Genomic DNA, 18,872 nt, shown 5'->3' on the forward strand with positions numbered 1-18,872 from the left:
GCCGGCGCACCCGGATCTCCGGCCACGGCCACGGCGGGCGCGGGACCGGCCGGGCGGTCGGGTGCGGTGCTCCAACGCGCCTCGGGCCGGACGCCCGCCGCGTGCGGCGCGGACCCGTCCGGCGCGGATCCGTCCGGCAGGGGCTCCAGGCGCCGGGCGAGTTCCGCCACCGGGGTCCGCGGGTCGTCCAGGACCGCGCGCAGCAGCCCGGTGTAGGCGGAGGCGAACCGGTGCATGGTGCCGGCGTCGAACAGGGCGGTGGCGTACTGCAGCCGGGCGGCGATGCCGCCGTCCGCGCGCAGGCTGAGGTCGAGGAAGACGTCCATCGTGGTGCCGGTGAGCGGCGGCGCCACCAGCTCCGCCTCCAGTCCCGGCAGGACGACGGGCCGCTGGGCGGTGTTGAGCAGGGTGAACGACGCCTGGGCCAGCGGGTGGCGGGACAGGTCGCGTTCGCCGCCCACCGCGCGCACCACGTGGTCGAAGGGCGCGTCGGCGTGCGAGAGGTCCTTCAGGACGCCGGTGCGGACCCGTTCCAGGAGGGCGCCGAAGGCGGGCTCGCCGGACAGGTCGGTGCGCAGGACGACGGTGTTGACGAACGGGCCGATCAACTCCGCCGTTCCCGCGTGGCCGCGGTCGGCCATCGTGGTGCACACCGCGATGTCGGTACGGCCCGTGCAGCGGGCCAGCAGGGCCTGGTAGACGGCGAGCAGCAGCATGTAGCGGGTCGCGCGGTGCTCGCGGGCGACCCTGTCGACGTCGGCCACCAGGTCGGCGGGGAGCGTGAAGCGGACGACGTCCCCGGAGCCGTCCCAGAACCGGGGGCGCGGCCGGTCGGTCGGCAGGTCCAGGGGGGCGGTGCCGCGCAGCCGGTCGCGCCAGTAGCCGAGCAGGCGCTCCATGCGCGGGCCGCTCAGCCGCTCGGCCTGGGCGCGGGCGAAGTCGGCGTACCGCAGGGCCGGCGGGGCCACGGCCTCGCCCCGGTAGCCCGCGGCCAGCTCGCGCAGCAGCACGTCCCACGACCAGCCGTCGACGGCGATGTGGTGCACCACCAGGAGCAGCAGGTGGTCGTCGGGCGCCAGACGGGCGAGGACCGCGCGCATCGGGTGCTGCGTCGCCAGGTCCAGCGGACGGCCCAGCTCGCGGGCGAACAGTTCCCCGGCGCTGCCGGCCTCGGTCCGCTCCAGCACCGCGCCGCCCGGGCCGTCCACCCGGGGGACGGGCTCGCCGTCGACGGCGGTGAACCGGGTGCGCAATACCTCGTGCCGGTCCACGACGCCCGTCAGCGCCCTCTCGAGCGCCGGTACGTCGAGCGGGCCCCGGGTGCGCAGCGCCAGGGGGAGCAGGGAGTCGGAGGAGTCTTCGGCGAGCTGGTCCAGGAACCACAGCCGCCGCTGAGCGAAGGATGCCGTGCGGTAGTCGTCACCGTGCCTCGCCCCGTGGGGGGCGGCTCCTGTTGTCACTGTGGCCTCCATGCGGTGTTTTCCCGAAGACTGCCGCCGCAGGGAGGTCTGCCGACAGGGAAGAAGGCGCAGCCCCGTGCGCAGCGCGGCCTGCGCGTCCGTCCCCTCGCGCGTCCGGGGGTTCGGAGCCGGGGGCGGTGCCGGGTCAGGTGCCGGGGCAGGTGCCGGGTCAGGTGCCGGGGCCGTGGCTACACCTCCTCCGCGTCGGCCACGGCGACGAAGCGCAGTTCGGAGGTGTAGGAGCGGCCCTCGTCGTCGGTCAGCCAGGTCTGCTCGGGGGTGGGCAGCATCTCGGTGACGACGACCTGCCCCTCCGGGTCCCTGCGGGCCAGCCGGCGCAGCGCCTTGGCCAGGACGGTCACGTAGACCGGGCTGTCGAAGTCGACGTAGAACGGGCGGGGTTCGGCCGGGGAGGCGACGAACACGAAACGCGGCAGACCGGTCTCCTCCCGCCAGTGGCGGGCCCGCACGAATCTGCGCGCCTCGTCCTTCTCGGCGGCGAAGTCCGTCGAGCCCGCGGGGATCCGCCAGGTCTCCCTGGCCACCACGAGCCGGTCGACCGTGATCCGCGGCGAGTGGGCGGCCTCGGGCAGGACCTGGAACAGATCCATCGCCAAGGTGGTCAGGACGTGCGAGAACACGTCCACGGCCGCGAACTCGGCACCGTCCGGGAGGACGACCGCCAGTTGCCCGTCCTCGCGTTCGCGCACCATGACGTCCGCGCTGTTCACGGTGCGCGGCCGGGCGGGGTCGGCGGTGAAGTCGAGCAGGGCCACCTGATGGTCCCGCGGCCGGACCAGGGCGTGCCGGATGCGGGCCGACAGGCGGGAGCGGTGTTCCTTGGGCAGCAGCGGCATCAGACGCGGACCGGGATGGTCGCGGTCGGTGAGCGCGGCCAGTTCGCCGGGGTCGGGGTGCTGGTGGACGAAGAGCGAGGCGCCCAGGGTGTTGGCCGCCAGGTGCAGTTCCCCCAGGACGAGTTCGAAGTCGCCGCGGGCGACGGCATCCGCCCCGTCGGCGGCGATCATGATGTCGGGGCTGATGTAGCGGGCCGCCGTCCAGCCGCCGCCCGGCCCGCCGAACCGCTCGCGCACCGCTCCCGCGACGTCCTCCAGCGGCAGCCGCACCCGGCGGGCTCCCGGCGGGGGCGCCAGGATCCCCTCCCAGCGGTCCTGGAAGTCGCGCTGGAGCCCGGGCGCCGCCGTACGGGCGTCACCGTGCAGGACGGGCATGCAGGCGAACCAGAACGCGGCCAGGTCGACCGGCCCGCGCGCGGCCAGGCCGCGGTGGACCTCCTTCGCACGGCCCATCACCGCGTCGGCCAGCCGGGCGGTGAGCCAGCCGGCGCTGGTCAGCAGCGGCTCCAGCGGAGCGAGGGCGTCGCGCACGGCGGGGCCGAGGCGTGCGGTGGCGGCGCGCCGGCAGTCGGAGTAGACCAGGGCGCGGCACGGTGCCGTCCCGGCCGACTTCTCCCGCACGGCGGCGGTCTCGGTCAGTGCGGTGAACTCCTCCTCCAGCTCGGTCAGGGCCGTCACCAGCGCGTCCGCGCCCCTCGCGTCCCGTACCCGGGCGCGGCGCCGCTCCAGGGCCTCCAGCGCGTCCAGTCCGCGCCTTCGCGCCTGCGCGTCGCCCACCCGTTCCAGCCAGGTCCGCAGGGAGCGTTCGGGGTGGGTGCCGGCGGGCACCTCAAGGCGCCACACCGCCCAGCGCCGTGCAACCAGGTCCTCCAGCACGGCGGGCACGTCGGTGCGGGGCAGGGCGGCGGCGATCTCCCGCGCGGTCCGCACGCCGTCGCACCGCGCCAGGACGGCGGCGGTCGCCTCGTCGACGGTCTGCGGCGGCCGGCCCGGCACCGTGACCCGGGCGCCGTCCAGGCGGACGAACGGGACGCGCCGGGGGGCCGTCCACTCCCGCAGCGCGGGGTCGGCGCCGATCGTCGAGGCGAGGGCGTCGACGGCCCAGCCGGCCCAGTAGACCTCGGAGCCGGCGACCAGACCGCGGCCTGTGTCCACCTCCGCCCCGTCGGTGTGCGGGTCCCAGCGGCCCCAGCCGACGGGGCCGAAGAAGCCGATGGTGTCGTTCTTGACGCAGAAGCGCTGCCAGTAGTGCGCCACCAGCTCCTCGCGCTGGCGCGGCATGCTGGTGCGCCCGGCCGCGGTCGGCGTCCAGTTCAGGAACGGTTTGAGGCCCGAGTCGAGCACCGGCCGGTTCTGCCAGGCCACGGCCTCGCGGAAGGCGGGGGTGCGGGCGATGTCCTGGAGGGTGTGGGCGGTCTCCACCGCGGCGTCGGCGTACAGGCGGGCGAAGTCGTCCCACCGCTCGCCGGCCGGTCGCTCGCCGGGGGCGAACTTGTCGGCGGCGGCGGCCAGTCCGGGCGGCGCCAGCCGCAGCACCCCCTCGGCGGGGAATCCGGGGCCGCGCAGCGCGAACTGCTCCCACAGCCGCCAGCGTCCGCCGGGCAGACGGATGTCGGTCACGGTCTGCTCCTCACACCTGGACGAAGTCGGAGTCGACGACGGAGGCGAGGTCGGCGGGCGTGGGGTAGGCGAAGACGAGCGAGACCGGTACCTCCACCCCCAGGACCTCCTGGATCCTGCCGGTGATCTGGAAGGCGGTCAGGGAGTCGCCGCCGACCTCGTAGAAGTCGCTGTCGCGGTCGAGGCCGGCCGTGCCGAGGGTCTCCCGGTAGACGGCGACCAGCAGGTCGACGGTGCCGGTGTTGGTGTCGGCGGCGGTGTCGGCGGCGGTGTTGGTGCCGGCGTGGTCGGTGGCGGTCATGGGATCTCCTCCAGGTGGTGTCGGGCGGTGGCGGCCCTCAGGGCCGCGGCGGTGTTGCCGCCGGAGACGACGGCGACGGATCTGGCGGCGGATCCGCCGCGCCCGCGATCGCGCAGCGCGCCGGCCAGCGCGACGGCTCCGCTGGGCTCGGCCCTGATCCCGCAGCGGTGCAGCAGGTCCATCGCGGCCAGGACGTCGGTGTCGGACACCGTGACCATGTCGTCGACGCGGTCACGGACGATCGGATAGGGCACCGTGCCCGGCCGCTGGCAGCGCAGCCCGTCGGCGACGGTGTCGCGGGAGGGCAGGCACAGGGGACGGCCGGCCGCCAGGGAGCGGGCGTAGCGGGGCATGGTGGCGGGTTCGACGCCGACCACCCGTACCGGGTGGTCCCGGGCGGCCAGGCAGACCCCGGCCAGCAGTCCGCCGCCGCCGGTGGGGACGTAGACGGCATCGGCGTCGGGCGCGTCGGCGAGGATCTCGGCCCCGACCGTCCCCTGGCCCGCGACGACGAGCGGATGGTCGGACGAGGGCACGAACACCGCTCCGGTCTCCGCGGCCAGCGCGCGGGCCGCCTCGTCCCGTTCGCCGACCCCTCCCTCCACCCCGATCGTGTCGGCGCCCAGGGCGCGGATCAGGGCGGCCTTGGCCTGGTTCGCGCCGGCCGCGAGCACCACGGTCAACCGGATGCCCAGTTCCGCGGCGAGCCCGGCCAGCGCGATCCCGTGGTTGCCGGAGGAACCGGTGACGATGTGGCGGGCCTTCAGCGCGAGGACTGCGTTGGCGGCCCCTCGCATCTTGAACGAGCCGCCGTGCTGGAGGTGTTCGGCCTTCAGCAGCACCTCCGGCACGGCGGCCGGCATCCGCAGCAGCGGGGTGCGCAGGACGTGCGCGGCGATACGGCGGGCGGCGAGGTGCAGGTCGACGGGGCCCGGTTCGACGGCGGTGGTCACGGGGTGCCTCCCGCACGGACTCCCGTGACCGGCTCCCCGGCCGGCCCCGCGCCCGCCAGGGTGCGGCGGTCGGCCTTGCCGCCGCGGGTGGTGGGCATCTCGTCGAGCCGTACGAACCGGCGGGGCATCAGGTGCGGCGGCAGGGTGCGTCCCAGGTGCACGCGCAGCGCCGCGTCGGTGACGTCCGCCAGATCGCCCGTGACGTGGGCGATGAGGTGGCCGCGTCCGAGGTCGTCGGTACCGGCGGTGACCACCGCCTGCGCCACCCGGGCATGGGCCAGCAGGGCGCCCTCGACCTCGGCGGGGTCGACGCGGTGGCCGCGGATCTTGACCTGGCGGTCGTTCCGGCCGAGGTAGCGCAGTCCGCCGGGCCCCGCCTCGGCCAGGTCTCCGGTGCGGTACAGCCGGGCGCCGGGCGGGCCGAAGGGGTCGGGGACGAAGCGTTCGGCGGTGCGGGCGGGCAGGCCGCGGTAGCCGCGGGCCACGCCGGCGCCGCCGATGCACACCTCGCCCACGCTCCCCTGGGGCACCGGCTCCAGAGCGTCGTCGAGCAGCCGCACCACGACGCCGTCGATGGGCGTACCGACGATGTCGGCGGCGGTGTCGGGCTCGGCGGGCACGACGTGGCGGGTGGAGGTCATGGTGCACTCCGTCGGGCCGTACTGGTTGACCAGGGCGCCCCGGACCAGGGCGCGCCCGCCGGCGGTGAGGAACGGCCGCAGCGACTCGCCGCTGGAGACGACCAGTTCGAGCCCGGCGAACAGCCGCCGCGCGTCGGGCCTCCCGGCCAGGAAGGTCAGGAAGGAGGGGGTCACGCTCAGCAGCGCGGTCACCGAGTGGGCCCGTACGGCGGCACCGAACGACTCGGGCCGCAGCAGCTCCTCGCGGGGCAGCAGGACCAGCCGGCCGCCGGCCAGCAGCGGCGCGAAGGTGTCGCGGATGGAGGCGTCATAGCCCGGCGGCGCGACCTGGAGCGCCACGGTGGAGGGCCCCAGCCCGTAGTCGCGGACGACGAAGCGCAGGTAGGAGTCCAGGCTCCCGTGCTCGACCAGCACGGCGGCGGGCTCGCCGGTGGTGCCGGAGGTGTGGCTGACGTAGGCGAGCGCGCGGGGATCGGGTGGGGCGACCCGGGCGGCGGCGGAAGCGGGGGCGGCAGGGACAGGGGCAGCGGCGGCATCGGGGCGGTCCGTCAGCACCGGCCGGCCGGGCACGGGCAGGTCGAGGCGGCGGACCAGGCCGGAGGTGGTCAGCAGCAGGTCGGCGCCGCCGCTGCGGACGAGCGCGGCCAGCCGCGCGGGGGGCTGTTCGACGTCGAGGGTGAGGAAGGCCGCTCCGCAGCGCACGGCGGCGGCCACGGCCACCACGGCGTCCGCCCCGCGCGGCACGGCCACCGCGCAGACCGTCTCCGCACCGGCGCCCCGCTCCAGCAGGACGGAGGCCAGCGCGTCGATGCGGTGGGCGAGTTCGGCGTAGGTCAGATCACCGCCGGGGGTGGTGAGCGCGATACGGCGGGGGGCGCGGGCGGCGTGCTCGGCGATGTCGTCGGCGAAGGTGCGCATCACGCCTCCTCCTCGCCCACTCGGTCGGCGGCCGGGTCGGTGACCGTGCGGTCGACGGCGACGAAGCGCAGTTCGGAGGTGTAGGTGTTGCCCTCGTCGTCGGTCAGCCAGGCCTGCTCGGGGGTGGGCAGCATCTCGCTCACCCTCACCCGGGCCCCGGGGTCCTTGCGGGCCAGTCGGCGCAGCGCCTTGGCCAGGATGTTCACGTAGACCGGGCTGTCGAAGTCGACGTAGAACGGGCGGGGTTCGGCCGGGGAGACCACGAAGACGAAGCGGGGCAGGTCGTGCTCGCGCCGCCACTGCCTGGCCCGTACAAAGCGTCCGGCCTCGGTCTTCTCCTCGGCGAAGGCGAGACAGGCCACCGGGAAGGTCCACGTCTCGCGGGCCACGACCATCCTGTCGACGGTGATCCGCGGGGTGTGGTCCCCCTCGGGACGCAGGGTGAAGCGGTCCATCACGCGCTGGGTGAGGGTGTTGGCGAAGACGTCCAGGAGCGGGAACTCGGCGCCGTCCGGCAGTACGGCGACCAGCCGGCCGCCGCGCTCCTCGACCGCGACGTCGGCGCCGAGGACCGTGCGCGGCCGGTGCGGGTCGCCGGTCTGGTCGACCAGGGCCACGCAGTAGTCCTCGGGCCGTTCCAGGGAGGGCCTGCTGCGCGCGGACCACTTCAGCGGCAGCTCCTTGGCCAGCATCGGCAGCAGCCTCGGCCCGGGGAAGTCGCGCGTGGTCTCGGCCACCAGTTCGGCCGGGTCGGGGTGCTGGTGCACGAAGAGCGAGGCGCCCATCGTGTTGAGGGCGCAGTGCATCTCGCCCAGGACCAGTTCGAAGTCCCCGCGCTCGACCGCCTCGCGGTCCTCGGCCAGGATCAGCACGTCGGGGCTGACGTAGCGGGCCAGCGACCACCCCGCGCCCGGCTCGCCGAACTCCTCGCGCACCCGCTCGGCGATGTCGTCGCCGGCCAGCCGCACCCGGCGCGCGCCCTGCGGCACGTCCAGGACGCGGGCCCACTTCGCCCGCAGTTCGGCCTGGATCGCGGCGATGTCGTCGGCCGCCTTCGGGTGCGGCGAGGGCAGGCACTCCAGCCACAGCGTGCCCAGGTCGACCACTCCCCCGGCTCCGCCGTCCGCCGCCCGCGCCCTCAGCCGGTCGTACACCTCGCGGATACGGGCGCCGACGGCCTCGGCGAAGCGGTTGGTCATCCAGCGCGCCGCGGTCAGGCACAGCTCCAGCGGCGCCAGTTCCGCCAGCAGGGCCGCACCGGCGGTGGCGGTGGCCGCACGCCGGGCGTCGGAGTAGACCAGGCCCCGGCAGGGCGCGGTCCGCTCGCCCTTGGCGCGCTGGGCGGCGGTGGCGGTCAGCGCGGCGAAGTCGGCCTCCAGGGCTGCGATGGCCGCGGTGAGCGCGTCGGCGTCCGTCCCCGCGGCCCGCACCGCGTCGCGTCCGCGCTCCAGCACGGCCAGCTTCTCCAGGGCCCGCTCGCGCGCCTGCCGGTCCCCGACGCGCTCGAGCACGGCGCGCAGCGCGCGCTCCGGGTGGGTGCTCGATGGCACGTCCAGCCGCCAGTGCACCCACCGCCTCCCGGCGAGCAGGCGCACGGTGTCGGCCGCCTCCCGCCGGCCGATCCCCGCCTCCGCGGCGATCTCGGCGACCGTCCGCCTGCCGTCGCACAGGCCCAGTACGGCGCTCTCGGTCCCGGTGAGCCGCTGGGGCGGCCGGCCCGGCAGCCGCACGGCCCCGTCGGCGACGCGTACGAACGACACCCGGCACGGGGGTATCCACGCCATCAGGGCCGGGTCCTCCCCGAGCGACCTGGCCAGTGCGTCGACGGCCCAGCTGGCGAAGTACACCCGCGAGCCGGCCAGGAACCCCTCGCCGGGGTCGACGGTGACGCCCCGTGCCGACAGGTCCCAGCGGCCCCAGCCGACGGGGCCGAAGAAGCCGATGGTGTCGTTCTTGACGCAGAAGCGCTGCCAGTAGTGCGCCACCAGCTCCTCGCGCTGGCGCGGCATGCTGGTGCGCCCGGCCGCGGTCGGCGTCCAGTTCAGGAACGGCGCGATGCCGGTGCGCAGCACGGCCGGGTTCTGCCAGGCCACCGCCGCTCTGAAGCGGGGTGTGGCGGCGATCCGCTGGAGCAGCTCGGCGGTGTGCACGGCGGCGGCGGAGAAGGCCTCGGTGAAGGCCTCCCACTCGGGGCCGCCGCGTTCCTGGCCGGGGCCGAACTTGTCGGCCGCCAGGGCCAGTCCGGGCGGCGCCAGCCGCAGCACCCCCTCGGCGGGGAATCCGGGGCCGCGCAGCGCGAAGTGCTCCCACAGCCGCCATCCCCCGGCGGGGAGACGCACGTTCTCCGGGACGTCCGACATGGCGGAGCTCCTTCCAGGGGGTTCGGCGGGCTCGGGAGGGTTCGGCCCTGTCCGGCCGTCCAGCACACTGCCGGGGCGCGCGGTGGGGCACCAGAGAAGAACCGGCGGCGACGCGTGCGGAGACCGCCGCGCGTTCGTCCCTGTGGCGGCCCGGCGGGTCCGGGCACGCTGTGCCCGTGGACCGAGCGAGTGCGAGAGGACGTGACGCGATGAGCGACAGCCACGAGGCCGGCTACCTGGTCGTCCGCAACCACGAGGAGCAGTACTCCATCTGGCGGGCGGACCGCGAGCTGCCCGCGGGATGGTCCGCCGAGGGCACCGGCGGAACCAGGCAGCAGTGCCTGGACCACATCGACCGCGTGTGGACGGACATGCGGCCCCTGAGCCTGCGGCGGTCGGCCGGAGTCTGAGGGTCGTGCGGCGGGGCGGGGCGTGAGGCGCCCCGCCCCGCCGCACGCTTGCCGGAAGCCCGCGCGACGGGATCCGGACGGCGTCCTCCACCGCCGGTGGAGTCTCCCGCGGCCGGTCCCCCACGGTCCCGCCCCGCCGCCCGTACGTCCCGCCGGGCACCGGGCGCGCGCCTCGCGCCGCACGGCCGGCGGTGCGCCTCGGCCCTGCCGTGCCGGCCGGGCTCCTCACCGGCGCGGGCCTACCGGACGGCGGCCCCCTGCCGGACGCCTCCCTCTGAACGGGGTGCGGCTCCGCGGCACCATCACCCCTGGACCGGAACCGGTCCCGCAGGTCCCGCCGGTCTCCACGGTCTCGCCTGATCCCGTCGGTCCGCGTCCGGGCGATCCGGCACCGGACGCGGCGGTCATCGGGCCGCGCCTCCGCCGCCGACGTGCCGTCACCACCCGCCGGCTCCGCGCCGGGACCGGCTCACGGGACACCCCCTCCGGAACGAGCGGGCCAAGTCCCGCCTCCCGGAAGGGGCACGCGGCAACCGCACGACGGCATGCCGCCTCCACCGTCTCGCGGTGATCCCTCACCCGCGCCGAGACAGCCCCGCGGATCCGGTCCCCGGACCCGGCGCGCGGCCGAGTGCCGGACCCTGCCACCCGGAAGGCGGACGACGGCACCGCGCCCGCGGGTTCCACCGCGTACGGCGTCTCGGCCACGGGAACCGGTGGTGGTCGCGAGCGGCGGCCGCATGAGACGGAAGAGTGTATTCCGCAACCATACGGAGCCTTGCCTTTCCAGCGGACGCCACCCTATCCTCACCGAAAGAAAGCGCTTTCTCCATTCGCGAGGCCCGCCCCGGCGGGGACGACCACCCCGAAAACCGCCACGACCTCGCACATGAGCGCCTTCGATCCGGCACGGGAGCTTCGCCCGGGATGTCGACGCGCCACGGAATGAAAGGGCATACGCCTTGATGAAGACGTATCGCACCGCCTGCCGCGGCTCCGACGGCGGCCTCCCGTAATGGCCGGCCGCACCGCCGGCTTAGGCGGTCGCGCAGCCGGGCGGCGAAACGGGCAGGAGTACGGCCACGGCAACCCCGTGACCACCACCGACCGCCTCGGGCGCCTCAGGGCTGCGGCGAACCGCCGGACCGGCCCGCATCGGAAAGGAAGGGCATCCTCTTTCGGGACGGCCGCCGGCCTGCCCGGCGGCGGGTAGGCGACCTTCGGCAGTTTTATGACATGAGCACGACATTAAGTAACGGCACCGAGCACTCGAAGACGACACGGGAGGCGAAATGAGACGGACAGTCGCACTACGGCTCTACGCGGGGCTGGCCACGATGGCAATCGCGGCCGCGACCGGCGTGGTCCTGTCGATGCCCGAGGCATCGGCGGCGCCCGGCGGCGCCACCGGCTACGCGACCCAGAACGGCGGGACCACCGGCGGCGCGGGCGGGCAGACGGTCCGGGCCACCACGGGAACCGCGATCCACCAGGCCCTGTGCAGCCGGGCAAGCAGCAGCACCCCGATCACCATCCAGGTCGAGGGGACCATCAACCACGGCAACACCAGCAAGGTGTCGGGGAGCAGCTGCAACACCGCCGACGGCGTGATAGAGCTCAAGCAGATCAGCAACGTCACGATCGTCGGGGTCGGCAGTGGAGCCGTCTTCGACCAGCTGGGCATCCACATCCGCGAGGCCAGCAACATCATCATCCAGAACGTGACGGTCAAGAACGTCAAGAAGTCGGGCTCGCCCACCTCCAACGGCGGCGACGCCATCGGCATGGAGAGCAAGGTCCGCAACGTCTGGGTCGACCACGTCACCCTGGAGGCGTCGGGCGGTGAGTCGGAGGGCTTCGACGGCCTCTTCGACATGAAGGACGACACCAAGTACGTGACCCTGTCCTACAGCATCCTGCGCAACTCCGGCCGAGGAGGCCTCGTCGGGTCCAGCGAGAGCGACCTGTCCAACAGCTTCATCACCTACCACCACAACCTGTACCAGAACATCGACTCCCGCGTCCCCCTGCTGCGCGGCGGCACGGCCCACATCTACAACAACCACTACACGGGCATCAGCAAGTCCGGCATCAACTCCCGCGCCGGAGCACGCGCCAAGGTGGACAACAACTACTTCGAGGACTCCAAGGACGTCCTGGGCACCTTCTACACCGATGCGGCCGGCTACTGGCAGGTCGGCGGCAACATCTTCGACAACGTGACCTGGTCCAGCCGCAGCAGCGAGAACAACCCGGCCGGGCCGGACCCGCAGTCCAACACCACCGTCGGCATCCCCTACTCCTACGACCTCGACGGCGCCGACTGCGTGCCGGGCATCGTGAGCCAGACGGCGGGGGCGGGCAAGGGCCTGAAGGTGTCGGACGGCAGCTGCTCGCCGCAGACGCCGGACCCGACCCCGACGCCGACCGACCCGACGCCGACGCCGACCGACCCCACCCCGACGCCGACGCCGTCCCAGCCCGGCGGGACCAACCTCAGCATCGGGGCCGGATCCGACGGCTCCGGCAAGGCCGACGGAACGAGCTACGGCAACGTGCGGGACGGTGACATGAGGACGTACTGGTCGCCGAGCGGCTCGACCGGTTCCGTCTCGATCAAGTGGGGCTCGGCCACCACGGTCTCCAGGATCAACATCCGGGAGGCGGCGGGCTCCGAGGGCAACATCAGGTCCTGGCGGGTCGTCAACCACGACACCGGCGCCGTTCTGGCCTCCGGCAGCGGGGCGGGCGTCATCACCTTCCCCCAGACCTCCCTGCGCAAGATCACCTTCGAGATCACCGGCTCGTCCGGCACGCCCAGGGTCGCCGAGTACGAGACCTACGCCGGATAACGGCACACCCCGCCGCCCGTCCGGATCCGGTCCCCCGGATCCGGACGGGCGGCGGCACGGAGCCAACGGAAGTTATCCGTCCGGCAACGGTCGTTCCACGAAATGGCCCTGCCCGCGACACAGGCCGTAGTCTCGTCCTATCATCAGGTGACAACCGTTCGGAGGGCACGGTGGCCGAGGCCTCTCACAACTCCCTGGACGAGGTCCTGGAGCGCCTGGACGCCCTGTCCGAGGACAGGGGGCTCACCCGCGACGACGTCCTGGACCTCGGTGAGCTGTCCGCCGCCACCGGCCTCGGCACGAGGGAGATCCGCACCCTGCTGAGGGGCGGAAGGGTGCGGGAGCGCAAGGTTGGGGAGATCGCCCCCCGGCGGGTGAACTTCCTGTACGAGCGGCGCCTGAGGGAGAGCGGAAGGCGACCGGCGGACATCGTCGGCGAGGTGGCGGCCGGCCTGGGGGTGACCGGTGTCTGGGCCCGCAGCCTCCTCCAGGGCGAGAAGTGCCCCAACGTGCCGCACCTCGCCGCGCTGGCCGACTACTTCGGGGTACCGCTGACGTTCTTCACCGACTCCCCCCGCGACGCGCTGATCCGTGAACTCCGGCCGGTCTTGGGGCGGCTGGAGCCGGATCCGGCCGGAGTGGAGCCCGACCCCCTGACCGCCCTCGTCGGGGAGCACGGCACCAGGGCGATCGCCGCCCGCGGCGGCGGGCGCGCCCTCACCCGCGCTCAGCGGGAGGCCATCGCCAGGTTCGTCGCCGACTTCGTCGCGGACTCGGAGCCCGGGCGATGACGAGGCAGGGCAGGGGGCACAGGGGCATCGGCAGGAGCACCCGGAAGGCCATGGACGAACTCGCCCGCCGGCTCATGGACGGCCTCAGCCGTGATCCCGCACTGGAGGTGCCGACGGACGCCGAGTCGCTGTGCCGGGCGCTGTGCCGGGAGATGAGCGTGCTCCGGGGGCGCCCCCTCGAATTGAGGATCGAGGAACTGCCGCGCGAGGTGGGCGGCATCACCGGCCTGATGCTGTCCCTGGACGAGCGGGACGTGATCCTCGTCGAACGCCGGGTGGAGGCCCCGCAGAAGCCGATCATCGTGGGCCACGAACTGTGGCACCTGCACCAGGGCCACAGCAGCTACCTGAGCCACGTGGAAGGCGGCGCCGCCGCCCGCATGCTGTCCCCCGCGGACCGCCCCGGTGACGGCACGGTGCTGTGCGCCGCGGCCCGCAGTCACTGCGACGCACGGGAGGAAGGGGAGGCCGAGGCGTTCGGCGTGCGCCTGTACCGGGATTTCCGCAGATGGCTCGTGGACGATCCGCTGGCCCCCCGCCCCGCCCGTACCGACGCGGTCGTCACCCGGCTGCGGACGACCCTCGGCCCCCGGTGAGGCGACCGGACCCCGTGGACGCCTCCGAAGACGTCATCCCCCACATCTACTACCTCGCGGCGGCCGTGGCGCTGCTGCCCCTGTTCCTCAAGATGCGGTCGATCATCCGCGCGCGGCACGAGTCGCTGCTCCGCGTGGTGAGCCTTCTGCTGATCATGGCCTTCCTCGTCCTCGCCTCCGCGGCCCCCCAGAGCATCGCCCTGATCAACCGGACCACGGGCGTGGCCAACATCGCGGCGCCCTGGGTCTACAGCCTGCTCACCGCGTTCAGCGCCTGCTGCCTGCTGATGCTCATCGCGTGGCGGGACGGCACCAGCCCGGCGGCAAGCCGCGCGATGCGGTCGGTCATCGCCGTGTACTCACTGGTCATCGTCGCGCTGTGGGTGCTCTTCGCCCTCGGCGATCCCGATGTCGAGCGACTGCGGGACTTCGACACGTACTACGCCAACGAGCCGTACCTGCGCGAGATGATCATGCTCTACATCGTGGCGCACACCGTCGCCGACCTCGTGAACTTCGTGCTGCTGCGGTCCTGGGAGCACCGGGTGCGCCACGTCGACGCCTGGCTCCGCGCCGGGCTGCTGCTCATGGGCGCCGGTTACATCACCACCCTCGGCTTCAACGGGCTCAAGCTCGCCGCGGTCGTCGGCAGGTGGACCGGCCACGACCTGGACTGGCTCAGCACCCAGGCCGCCCCGCTGCTCGGCGCCGCCGGTTCCATCGTCATCGGCGCGGGCTTCCTCATCCCCCACGCGGGCCAGGCCGCCCACGAGTTCTGGCGGGCCACACTGCGCCACCGCAGGCTCCTGCCCCTGTACCGGCTGCTGAGGCAGCACGTTCCGGCCGGCCCTTCCACGCTCGTCGGCAAACCGGACATCCACACGTCCCTGACGATCCGGGAGAAGGAGATACGGGACAGCCTCTACATCCTGGCCCCGTACCTGGACCACGAGTTGCACCACCGGGCCCGCAGGTCGGTCCTCGACCCCGGCCCCGTGCTCGGGGAGGCGCTCGGCCGGCGGTTCGCGCCCCGGGAGGCCGAGGGGGTCGCAGGCGCCGTGACCGTCGTCGCCGCCATCGCCGCCCGGGCGGAGGATCCGGGCAGGGGCGCCGAGTGGAGGAGCCCCGACAACCTGCTCCGCGACGTCGAGGCCGTCTCCAGGGCACTGCGCCATCCCGGTATCGTCGAAACGGTCCACCGCGACGCGGCCGCCAGGCCGGAGAGCACCCCCACGGCATGGAACGACACCCCCGCCCGATGAGATCCGCCATAGTCCTCGGCGGCAGCCTGGCCGGCATGCTCGCGGCCCGCGCCCTGGCCGACTTCGCGACCGTCACCGTCGTGGAACGCGACGCCCTCCCCGACGGCCCCGGGCCCCGCAGGGGGCTGCCCCAGGCACGGCACACCCATGTGCTGTGGTCCGGCGGCGCGAGGGCCGTCGAGGAGCTGCTGCCCGGCACCGCGGACCTGCTCCGTGGGCGCGGGGCGCACTACGTGCCGGTGCCCACCGACATGGTCGTCCTCAGCCCGCGGGGGTGGTTCCGCCGCTGGGAGGAGTCGCACCACACGCTCCTGTGCAGCCGTGAGCTGCTCGACTGGACTGTACGCCGGCAGGTACTCGGCCACGAGCGCGTCACCGCCCTGGAGACCACCACGGCAGACGGTCTCCTCGGCGGCGCGGACGCGGTCACCGGTGTCCGCGTCCGCCGGGCGGACGGCACCGAGGACAGGCTCACCGCGGATCTGGTCGTCGACGCCACCGGCCGCGCCTCCCGCGCCTCCTCCTGGCTGCGGGACCTGGGCCTGCCCGCTCCGGCCGAGCGGAGGATCGACCCGGGCCTCGTCTACGCCAGCCGCGTCTTCCGGGCCCCCGCGGCCGTACGCGCGCTGGGACGTTTCCCCACCGTCATCGTCCAGGCCGATCCCCGGCAGGCCCCCGGGCGGGGCGCATCGCTCGTCATGATCGAGGACGGGCGCTGGATCGTCACCCTGTTCGGGACCCGCGGTGGCGAACCGGACGGGGACGCCGACGCTTTCACCGGCTTCGCCCTGGAAGCGCCCCGGCACCCGATCGTCGGCCGGCTCATCGCGCACGCCGAGCCCCTCACCGAGGTCACCCTCACCCGTTCCACCGCCAACTACCGCCGCTACTACGAGCGGATGCGACGCTGGCCGGAGGGGTTCGCCGTCCTCGGCGACGCCCTGGCGGCCTACAACCCCAGTTACGGGCACGGGATGTCCACCGCGGCCCAGAGCGCCCTCGCCCTGCGGGACGCGGTCAGGCGCCGCGGCTGGGGGAGCCCGGGGCTGGCCCGGCGCGTCCAGCGGGCCGTGGCCGGGCCGGTGGACACCGCGTGGATCCTGGCCGTCGGCCAGGACGTGCTGTATCCGGGCGCCACCGAGTACGGCCCCACCCTCCGCGACAGGGCCGCGGCCGCCTACGTCGACCGGCTGCTCCACACCGCGACCGGCAACGGCTGGGTGGCCCGCCGCGTCACCGACGTCACCTCCCTGGAACGCCCGGTGTCCGTGCTGGGCGACCCCCGCCTGCCCCTGGCCGCACTCCGCGGGCCCCGCCGTCCGCAGCTCGGCGGTCCTCCCCTCACCAGGGAGGAGGCAGCCGCCGCCGGCCTGTCCGCCTCCTCCGTCGCCGCTTCGGACTGACCGGTGGCCGAACGCCCCTCGGCGGCACCGCCGCCGGCCGCGTCTACGGCCGGTCCGCGGCCCCGCGGCCGGAGGACGCCCCGCGCAGGAGTCTCCACACCTCCTCGGCGGCCTGCTCCGCCGCGGGCCTGCCGGGCATGGCGACCCACCGGGTGAACACCCCGACGAACGCCCCGGCGAGGTAGTGGGCGCGCAGTTCCAGGAGCGGAGCGGCTCCGCCCTCGTCCCCGCCGCCCCGGCCCCCGCCGTTCTCCGGCACCAGCTGGGCCGCCACCTCCTCGGCCAGCAGTTCCCCGAGCCGGTTGACGAAGCGCGCGGACCCCCGGGCCCGAGCATCCGCCGGTACAGCGTCGCGTTCGCCTCCACGTGGCGGAACAGCTCCACCAGTTCGCCCGGAGTGCGCTGTGCGGGCTGCGTCAGCGGGCACCGGGCGGCCGCGCGGGCGAGCTCCTCCTCCTGGACGCCATGGAGGAGTTCGGCCAGGGCCGCGACGAGGAGGCCCGTCCCCATCTGCGGCTGGCGAACGCCGCGGACGGCTGAGACCCCGGTCCGGCGGCGGACGCCGTCCGCCCGGAGAGGCGGGTTCCGCGGCCGGCCGTGCGCGGACGGCCGGCCGCGGGGCTCCCCCGGTGGGGCCTAAGCCCTCCTCCCGTCCGCCCGGCAGGCCGGGCGGACGGCGGTCACGGCGTCGCCGTCCTGCCGCCGAAGGACACCACGAGGCGCCCGTCGGAGGCGAAGGACCAGCTCATGGCGCCGGCGTAGGAGGAGCACCGGGAGCCGTTCGAGCCGGACCAGAACTGGTTCGAGCCGTCGGCGTCGCCGACGGTCTTGTCGTTGGACCCGCTGCCGCTGCGGCACGAGACGTTGTCCCGGAACACCGAGGTGCCGGCGTCGAAGGAGTAGTTGCGCTGGGCGTTGTCGATGCTGACGTTGCCCGACATCGTCATCCTGCCGGGGTTCCTGTTGTAGGTGAACCCGTGCTTGCCGTTGTCGTAGGCGATGCTGCGCCGGATGACGTGGTCGACCCCGATGTCCTCACCGCCGAGCTTGTAGCCGTTGCGGTCGCCGCTGGAGTTCTGGGTGCCGTCGCTGAGGGTTCCGTTCTCGTAGGCGAGGGAGTCCTCGATGGTCACCGCGCCGATGGGCCCGGTCTCGTCCTTGGTGTAGAGGTCCCAGCCGTCGTCGATGTTGTTGTGGGCCACCGCGTGGCGGAAGACGTTCCCGGGGCCGGAGGTGAGCTTCGCGGCGAAGCCGTCGGCGTCCTCGCCGTCGGAGTCGGCGTTGTCGTGCGACCGTGCGCTCAGGATGAGGTTGCGGGAGGGCCACTGGTCGCGGGGGGTGGAGGAGGACATCCGCGAGAGCTGCAGGCCGGTGTCGCGGTTGAAGCGCGTCACCGTGCGCTCGATGACGTTGTCGCTGCCGCCGACGAAGATCCCGTTGTCGCCGGCCCGCTCGACGACGATGCCCTTGAGATGCCAGTACGACCCGTTGACGGCGAGTCCGCGGTTGGAGGAACTCTCGCTCTGCGCCGAGAAGTCCAGCACCGGCGTCTCGCCCGGGTAGGCCGACAGCTCCGTGCGGTCGCCCGGTGTGCCGTCGTTGCCCTGCGGGATGGTGACCGTCTGCGAGAAGCGGTAGGTGCCGCCGCGCAGAAGAATCGTCCCGCCGAGGGCGACCCGGCCGATCGCCGAGGTGAGCGTCGTCGGATCGGACTCCGTCCCGGAAGCCCCGGCACTGCCGTCCGGTGCCACGTACAGCGCGGAGCCCGAGGGCGGCGGCGTGGTGCCGGTGCCGGCCACCTCGGCGTCGAGGTGGTCGATGTTGGGCAGACCGCCCGTACCGGTGGGACTGAGACGGACGGTGTTGCCGCCCTGCCTCACCGGCACCGTGAGCGTCTTCGTCGTCCATCCGTCCCACACGCCGGTGGTCTCGAACGACGCCGACGCGACCGCCGAGCCGTTCACCGTGACGTCCGCGGGCCGTGCGGCGGTGGTTCCGTTGGCGAAGCGGACCGACAGCGTCGCGGTACCGGCCTGCGGGGCGTCCACCGTGAACTGGGCGGCCGCGCCCACGGCGTTGCGGCCGTTGCAGAAGCCCGTTCCGGAGTAGCCGGCGTGTTCGGACTCGATGGCGCCGTCGCAGGTGGCGGGAGCGCGCTCGGCCTCGTAGCGGACCGGCGCGGCGGTCGCCGTGGCGCCGGGCATCGCCACTGCGGCGCCGGCCGCCAGGGTGGCGCAGGCCAGTAAGGACAGCGGGGTTCTCGGCCTCATCGGGACATCGCCCTTCTGTGGGGGGTGCCTGCACGGCAGGCATGGCGGTGTGGCTTTCGGCATGAAGGATGGAAAGCGCTTGCCACGCTAAGAGGGCACCACAGAGAGGTCAATAGAGAGGACCGAGGAGAAGAGGGTCGACAAACGGTTGCCAGGGCCGGACCCGTCCGCCGGGACC

The 18,872-nt window shown here is 74.1% G+C and carries 15 protein-coding genes; 7 read left to right on the forward strand and 8 right to left on the reverse strand.

Features of this window, described 5'->3' with window-relative positions; all coding sequences use genetic code 11:
* From ACLIYP_RS22795 to ACLIYP_RS22820, 6 genes are all read right to left on the reverse strand, one after another.
* Positions 1–1,472, reverse strand: a 1,472-nt coding sequence (locus ACLIYP_RS22795) for a condensation domain-containing protein (RefSeq protein ID WP_412714981.1), incomplete at its 3' end; no start/stop codon positions are given.
* 176 nt (positions 1,473–1,648) lie between these two features.
* Complete coding sequence (locus tag ACLIYP_RS22800) at positions 1,649–3,937, reverse strand: lantibiotic dehydratase (RefSeq protein ID WP_412714982.1); 2,289 nt, start codon at positions 3,935–3,937, stop codon at positions 1,649–1,651.
* 10 nt (positions 3,938–3,947) lie between these two features.
* On the reverse strand, positions 3,948–4,238 hold the full coding sequence (locus ACLIYP_RS22805) for an acyl carrier protein (protein WP_412714983.1): 291 nt from the start codon (positions 4,236–4,238) through the stop codon (positions 3,948–3,950).
* The gene (locus ACLIYP_RS22810) at positions 4,235–5,191 is read right to left on the reverse strand and encodes a threonine ammonia-lyase (RefSeq protein ID WP_412714984.1); all 957 of its coding nucleotides are present in this window, start codon (positions 5,189–5,191) and stop codon (positions 4,235–4,237) included. The genes ACLIYP_RS22805 and ACLIYP_RS22810 overlap by 4 nt, the downstream gene beginning before the upstream one ends.
* Positions 5,188–6,750, reverse strand: coding sequence for an amino acid adenylation domain-containing protein (locus ACLIYP_RS22815; RefSeq protein ID WP_412714985.1), 1,563 nt, complete (start codon positions 6,748–6,750; stop codon positions 5,188–5,190). Before ACLIYP_RS22815 ends, ACLIYP_RS22810 begins: the two co-directional genes overlap by 4 nt.
* Positions 6,750–9,110 carry a lantibiotic dehydratase gene (locus ACLIYP_RS22820; RefSeq protein WP_412714986.1) on the reverse strand — a complete coding sequence of 787 codons (2,361 nt, stop codon included), beginning with the start codon at positions 9,108–9,110 and terminating at the stop codon, positions 6,750–6,752. Before ACLIYP_RS22820 ends, ACLIYP_RS22815 begins: the two co-directional genes overlap by 1 nt.
* 209 nt (positions 9,111–9,319) lie before the next feature.
* Between ACLIYP_RS22820 and ACLIYP_RS22825 the strand changes: the two genes are divergently transcribed.
* The 6 genes from ACLIYP_RS22825 (at position 9,320) to ACLIYP_RS22850 (ending at position 16,424) form a co-directional block, all read left to right on the forward strand.
* Positions 9,320–9,520, forward strand: a complete 201-nt coding sequence (locus ACLIYP_RS22825) for an MbtH family protein (RefSeq protein ID WP_412714987.1) — start codon at positions 9,320–9,322, stop codon at positions 9,518–9,520.
* Between the two features lie 1,292 nt (positions 9,521–10,812).
* On the forward strand, positions 10,813–12,372 hold the full coding sequence (locus ACLIYP_RS22830; protein ID WP_412714988.1) for a pectate lyase family protein: 1,560 nt from the start codon (positions 10,813–10,815) through the stop codon (positions 12,370–12,372).
* Between the two features lie 170 nt (positions 12,373–12,542).
* Entirely contained in the window at positions 12,543–13,163 is a 621-nt protein-coding gene (locus tag ACLIYP_RS22835; protein WP_412714989.1) for a transcriptional regulator, read from the forward strand.
* Positions 13,160–13,759, forward strand: coding sequence for a toxin-antitoxin system, toxin component (locus tag ACLIYP_RS22840; protein ID WP_412714990.1), 600 nt, complete (start codon positions 13,160–13,162; stop codon positions 13,757–13,759). The genes ACLIYP_RS22835 and ACLIYP_RS22840 overlap by 4 nt, the downstream gene beginning before the upstream one ends.
* Positions 13,760–13,773: 14 nt before the next feature.
* A complete protein-coding gene (locus ACLIYP_RS22845) occupies positions 13,774–15,021 on the forward strand; it encodes an MAB_1171c family putative transporter (RefSeq protein WP_412714991.1) in 1,248 nt (415 codons plus the stop codon).
* Positions 15,018–16,424: an FAD-dependent oxidoreductase gene (locus ACLIYP_RS22850; protein WP_412714992.1), complete on the forward strand. Its 1,407-nt coding sequence runs from the start codon at positions 15,018–15,020 to the stop codon at positions 16,422–16,424. Before ACLIYP_RS22845 ends, ACLIYP_RS22850 begins: the two co-directional genes overlap by 4 nt.
* Positions 16,425–16,467: 43 nt before the next feature.
* Here ACLIYP_RS22850 and ACLIYP_RS22855 read toward each other — a convergent pair whose 3' ends face one another.
* Positions 16,468–16,698, reverse strand: coding sequence for a hypothetical protein (locus tag ACLIYP_RS22855; protein ID WP_412714993.1), 231 nt, complete (start codon positions 16,696–16,698; stop codon positions 16,468–16,470).
* A gap of 92 nt (positions 16,699–16,790) precedes the next feature.
* Between ACLIYP_RS22855 and ACLIYP_RS22860 the strand changes: the two genes are divergently transcribed.
* A complete protein-coding gene (locus ACLIYP_RS22860; protein WP_412714994.1) occupies positions 16,791–16,964 on the forward strand; it encodes a hypothetical protein in 174 nt (57 codons plus the stop codon).
* A gap of 140 nt (positions 16,965–17,104) precedes the next feature.
* Here the strand turns inward: ACLIYP_RS22860 and ACLIYP_RS22865 are convergent, their stop codons facing one another.
* A complete protein-coding gene (locus ACLIYP_RS22865; protein WP_412714995.1) occupies positions 17,105–18,694 on the reverse strand; it encodes a carbohydrate-binding protein in 1,590 nt (529 codons plus the stop codon).
* Between the last annotated feature and the right edge of the window lie 178 nt (positions 18,695–18,872).

It is taken from the genome of Streptomyces nanhaiensis (assembly GCF_046614825.1).
GTDB classification, from domain to species: Bacteria; Actinomycetota; Actinomycetes; order Streptomycetales; family Streptomycetaceae; genus Streptomyces; species Streptomyces radiopugnans.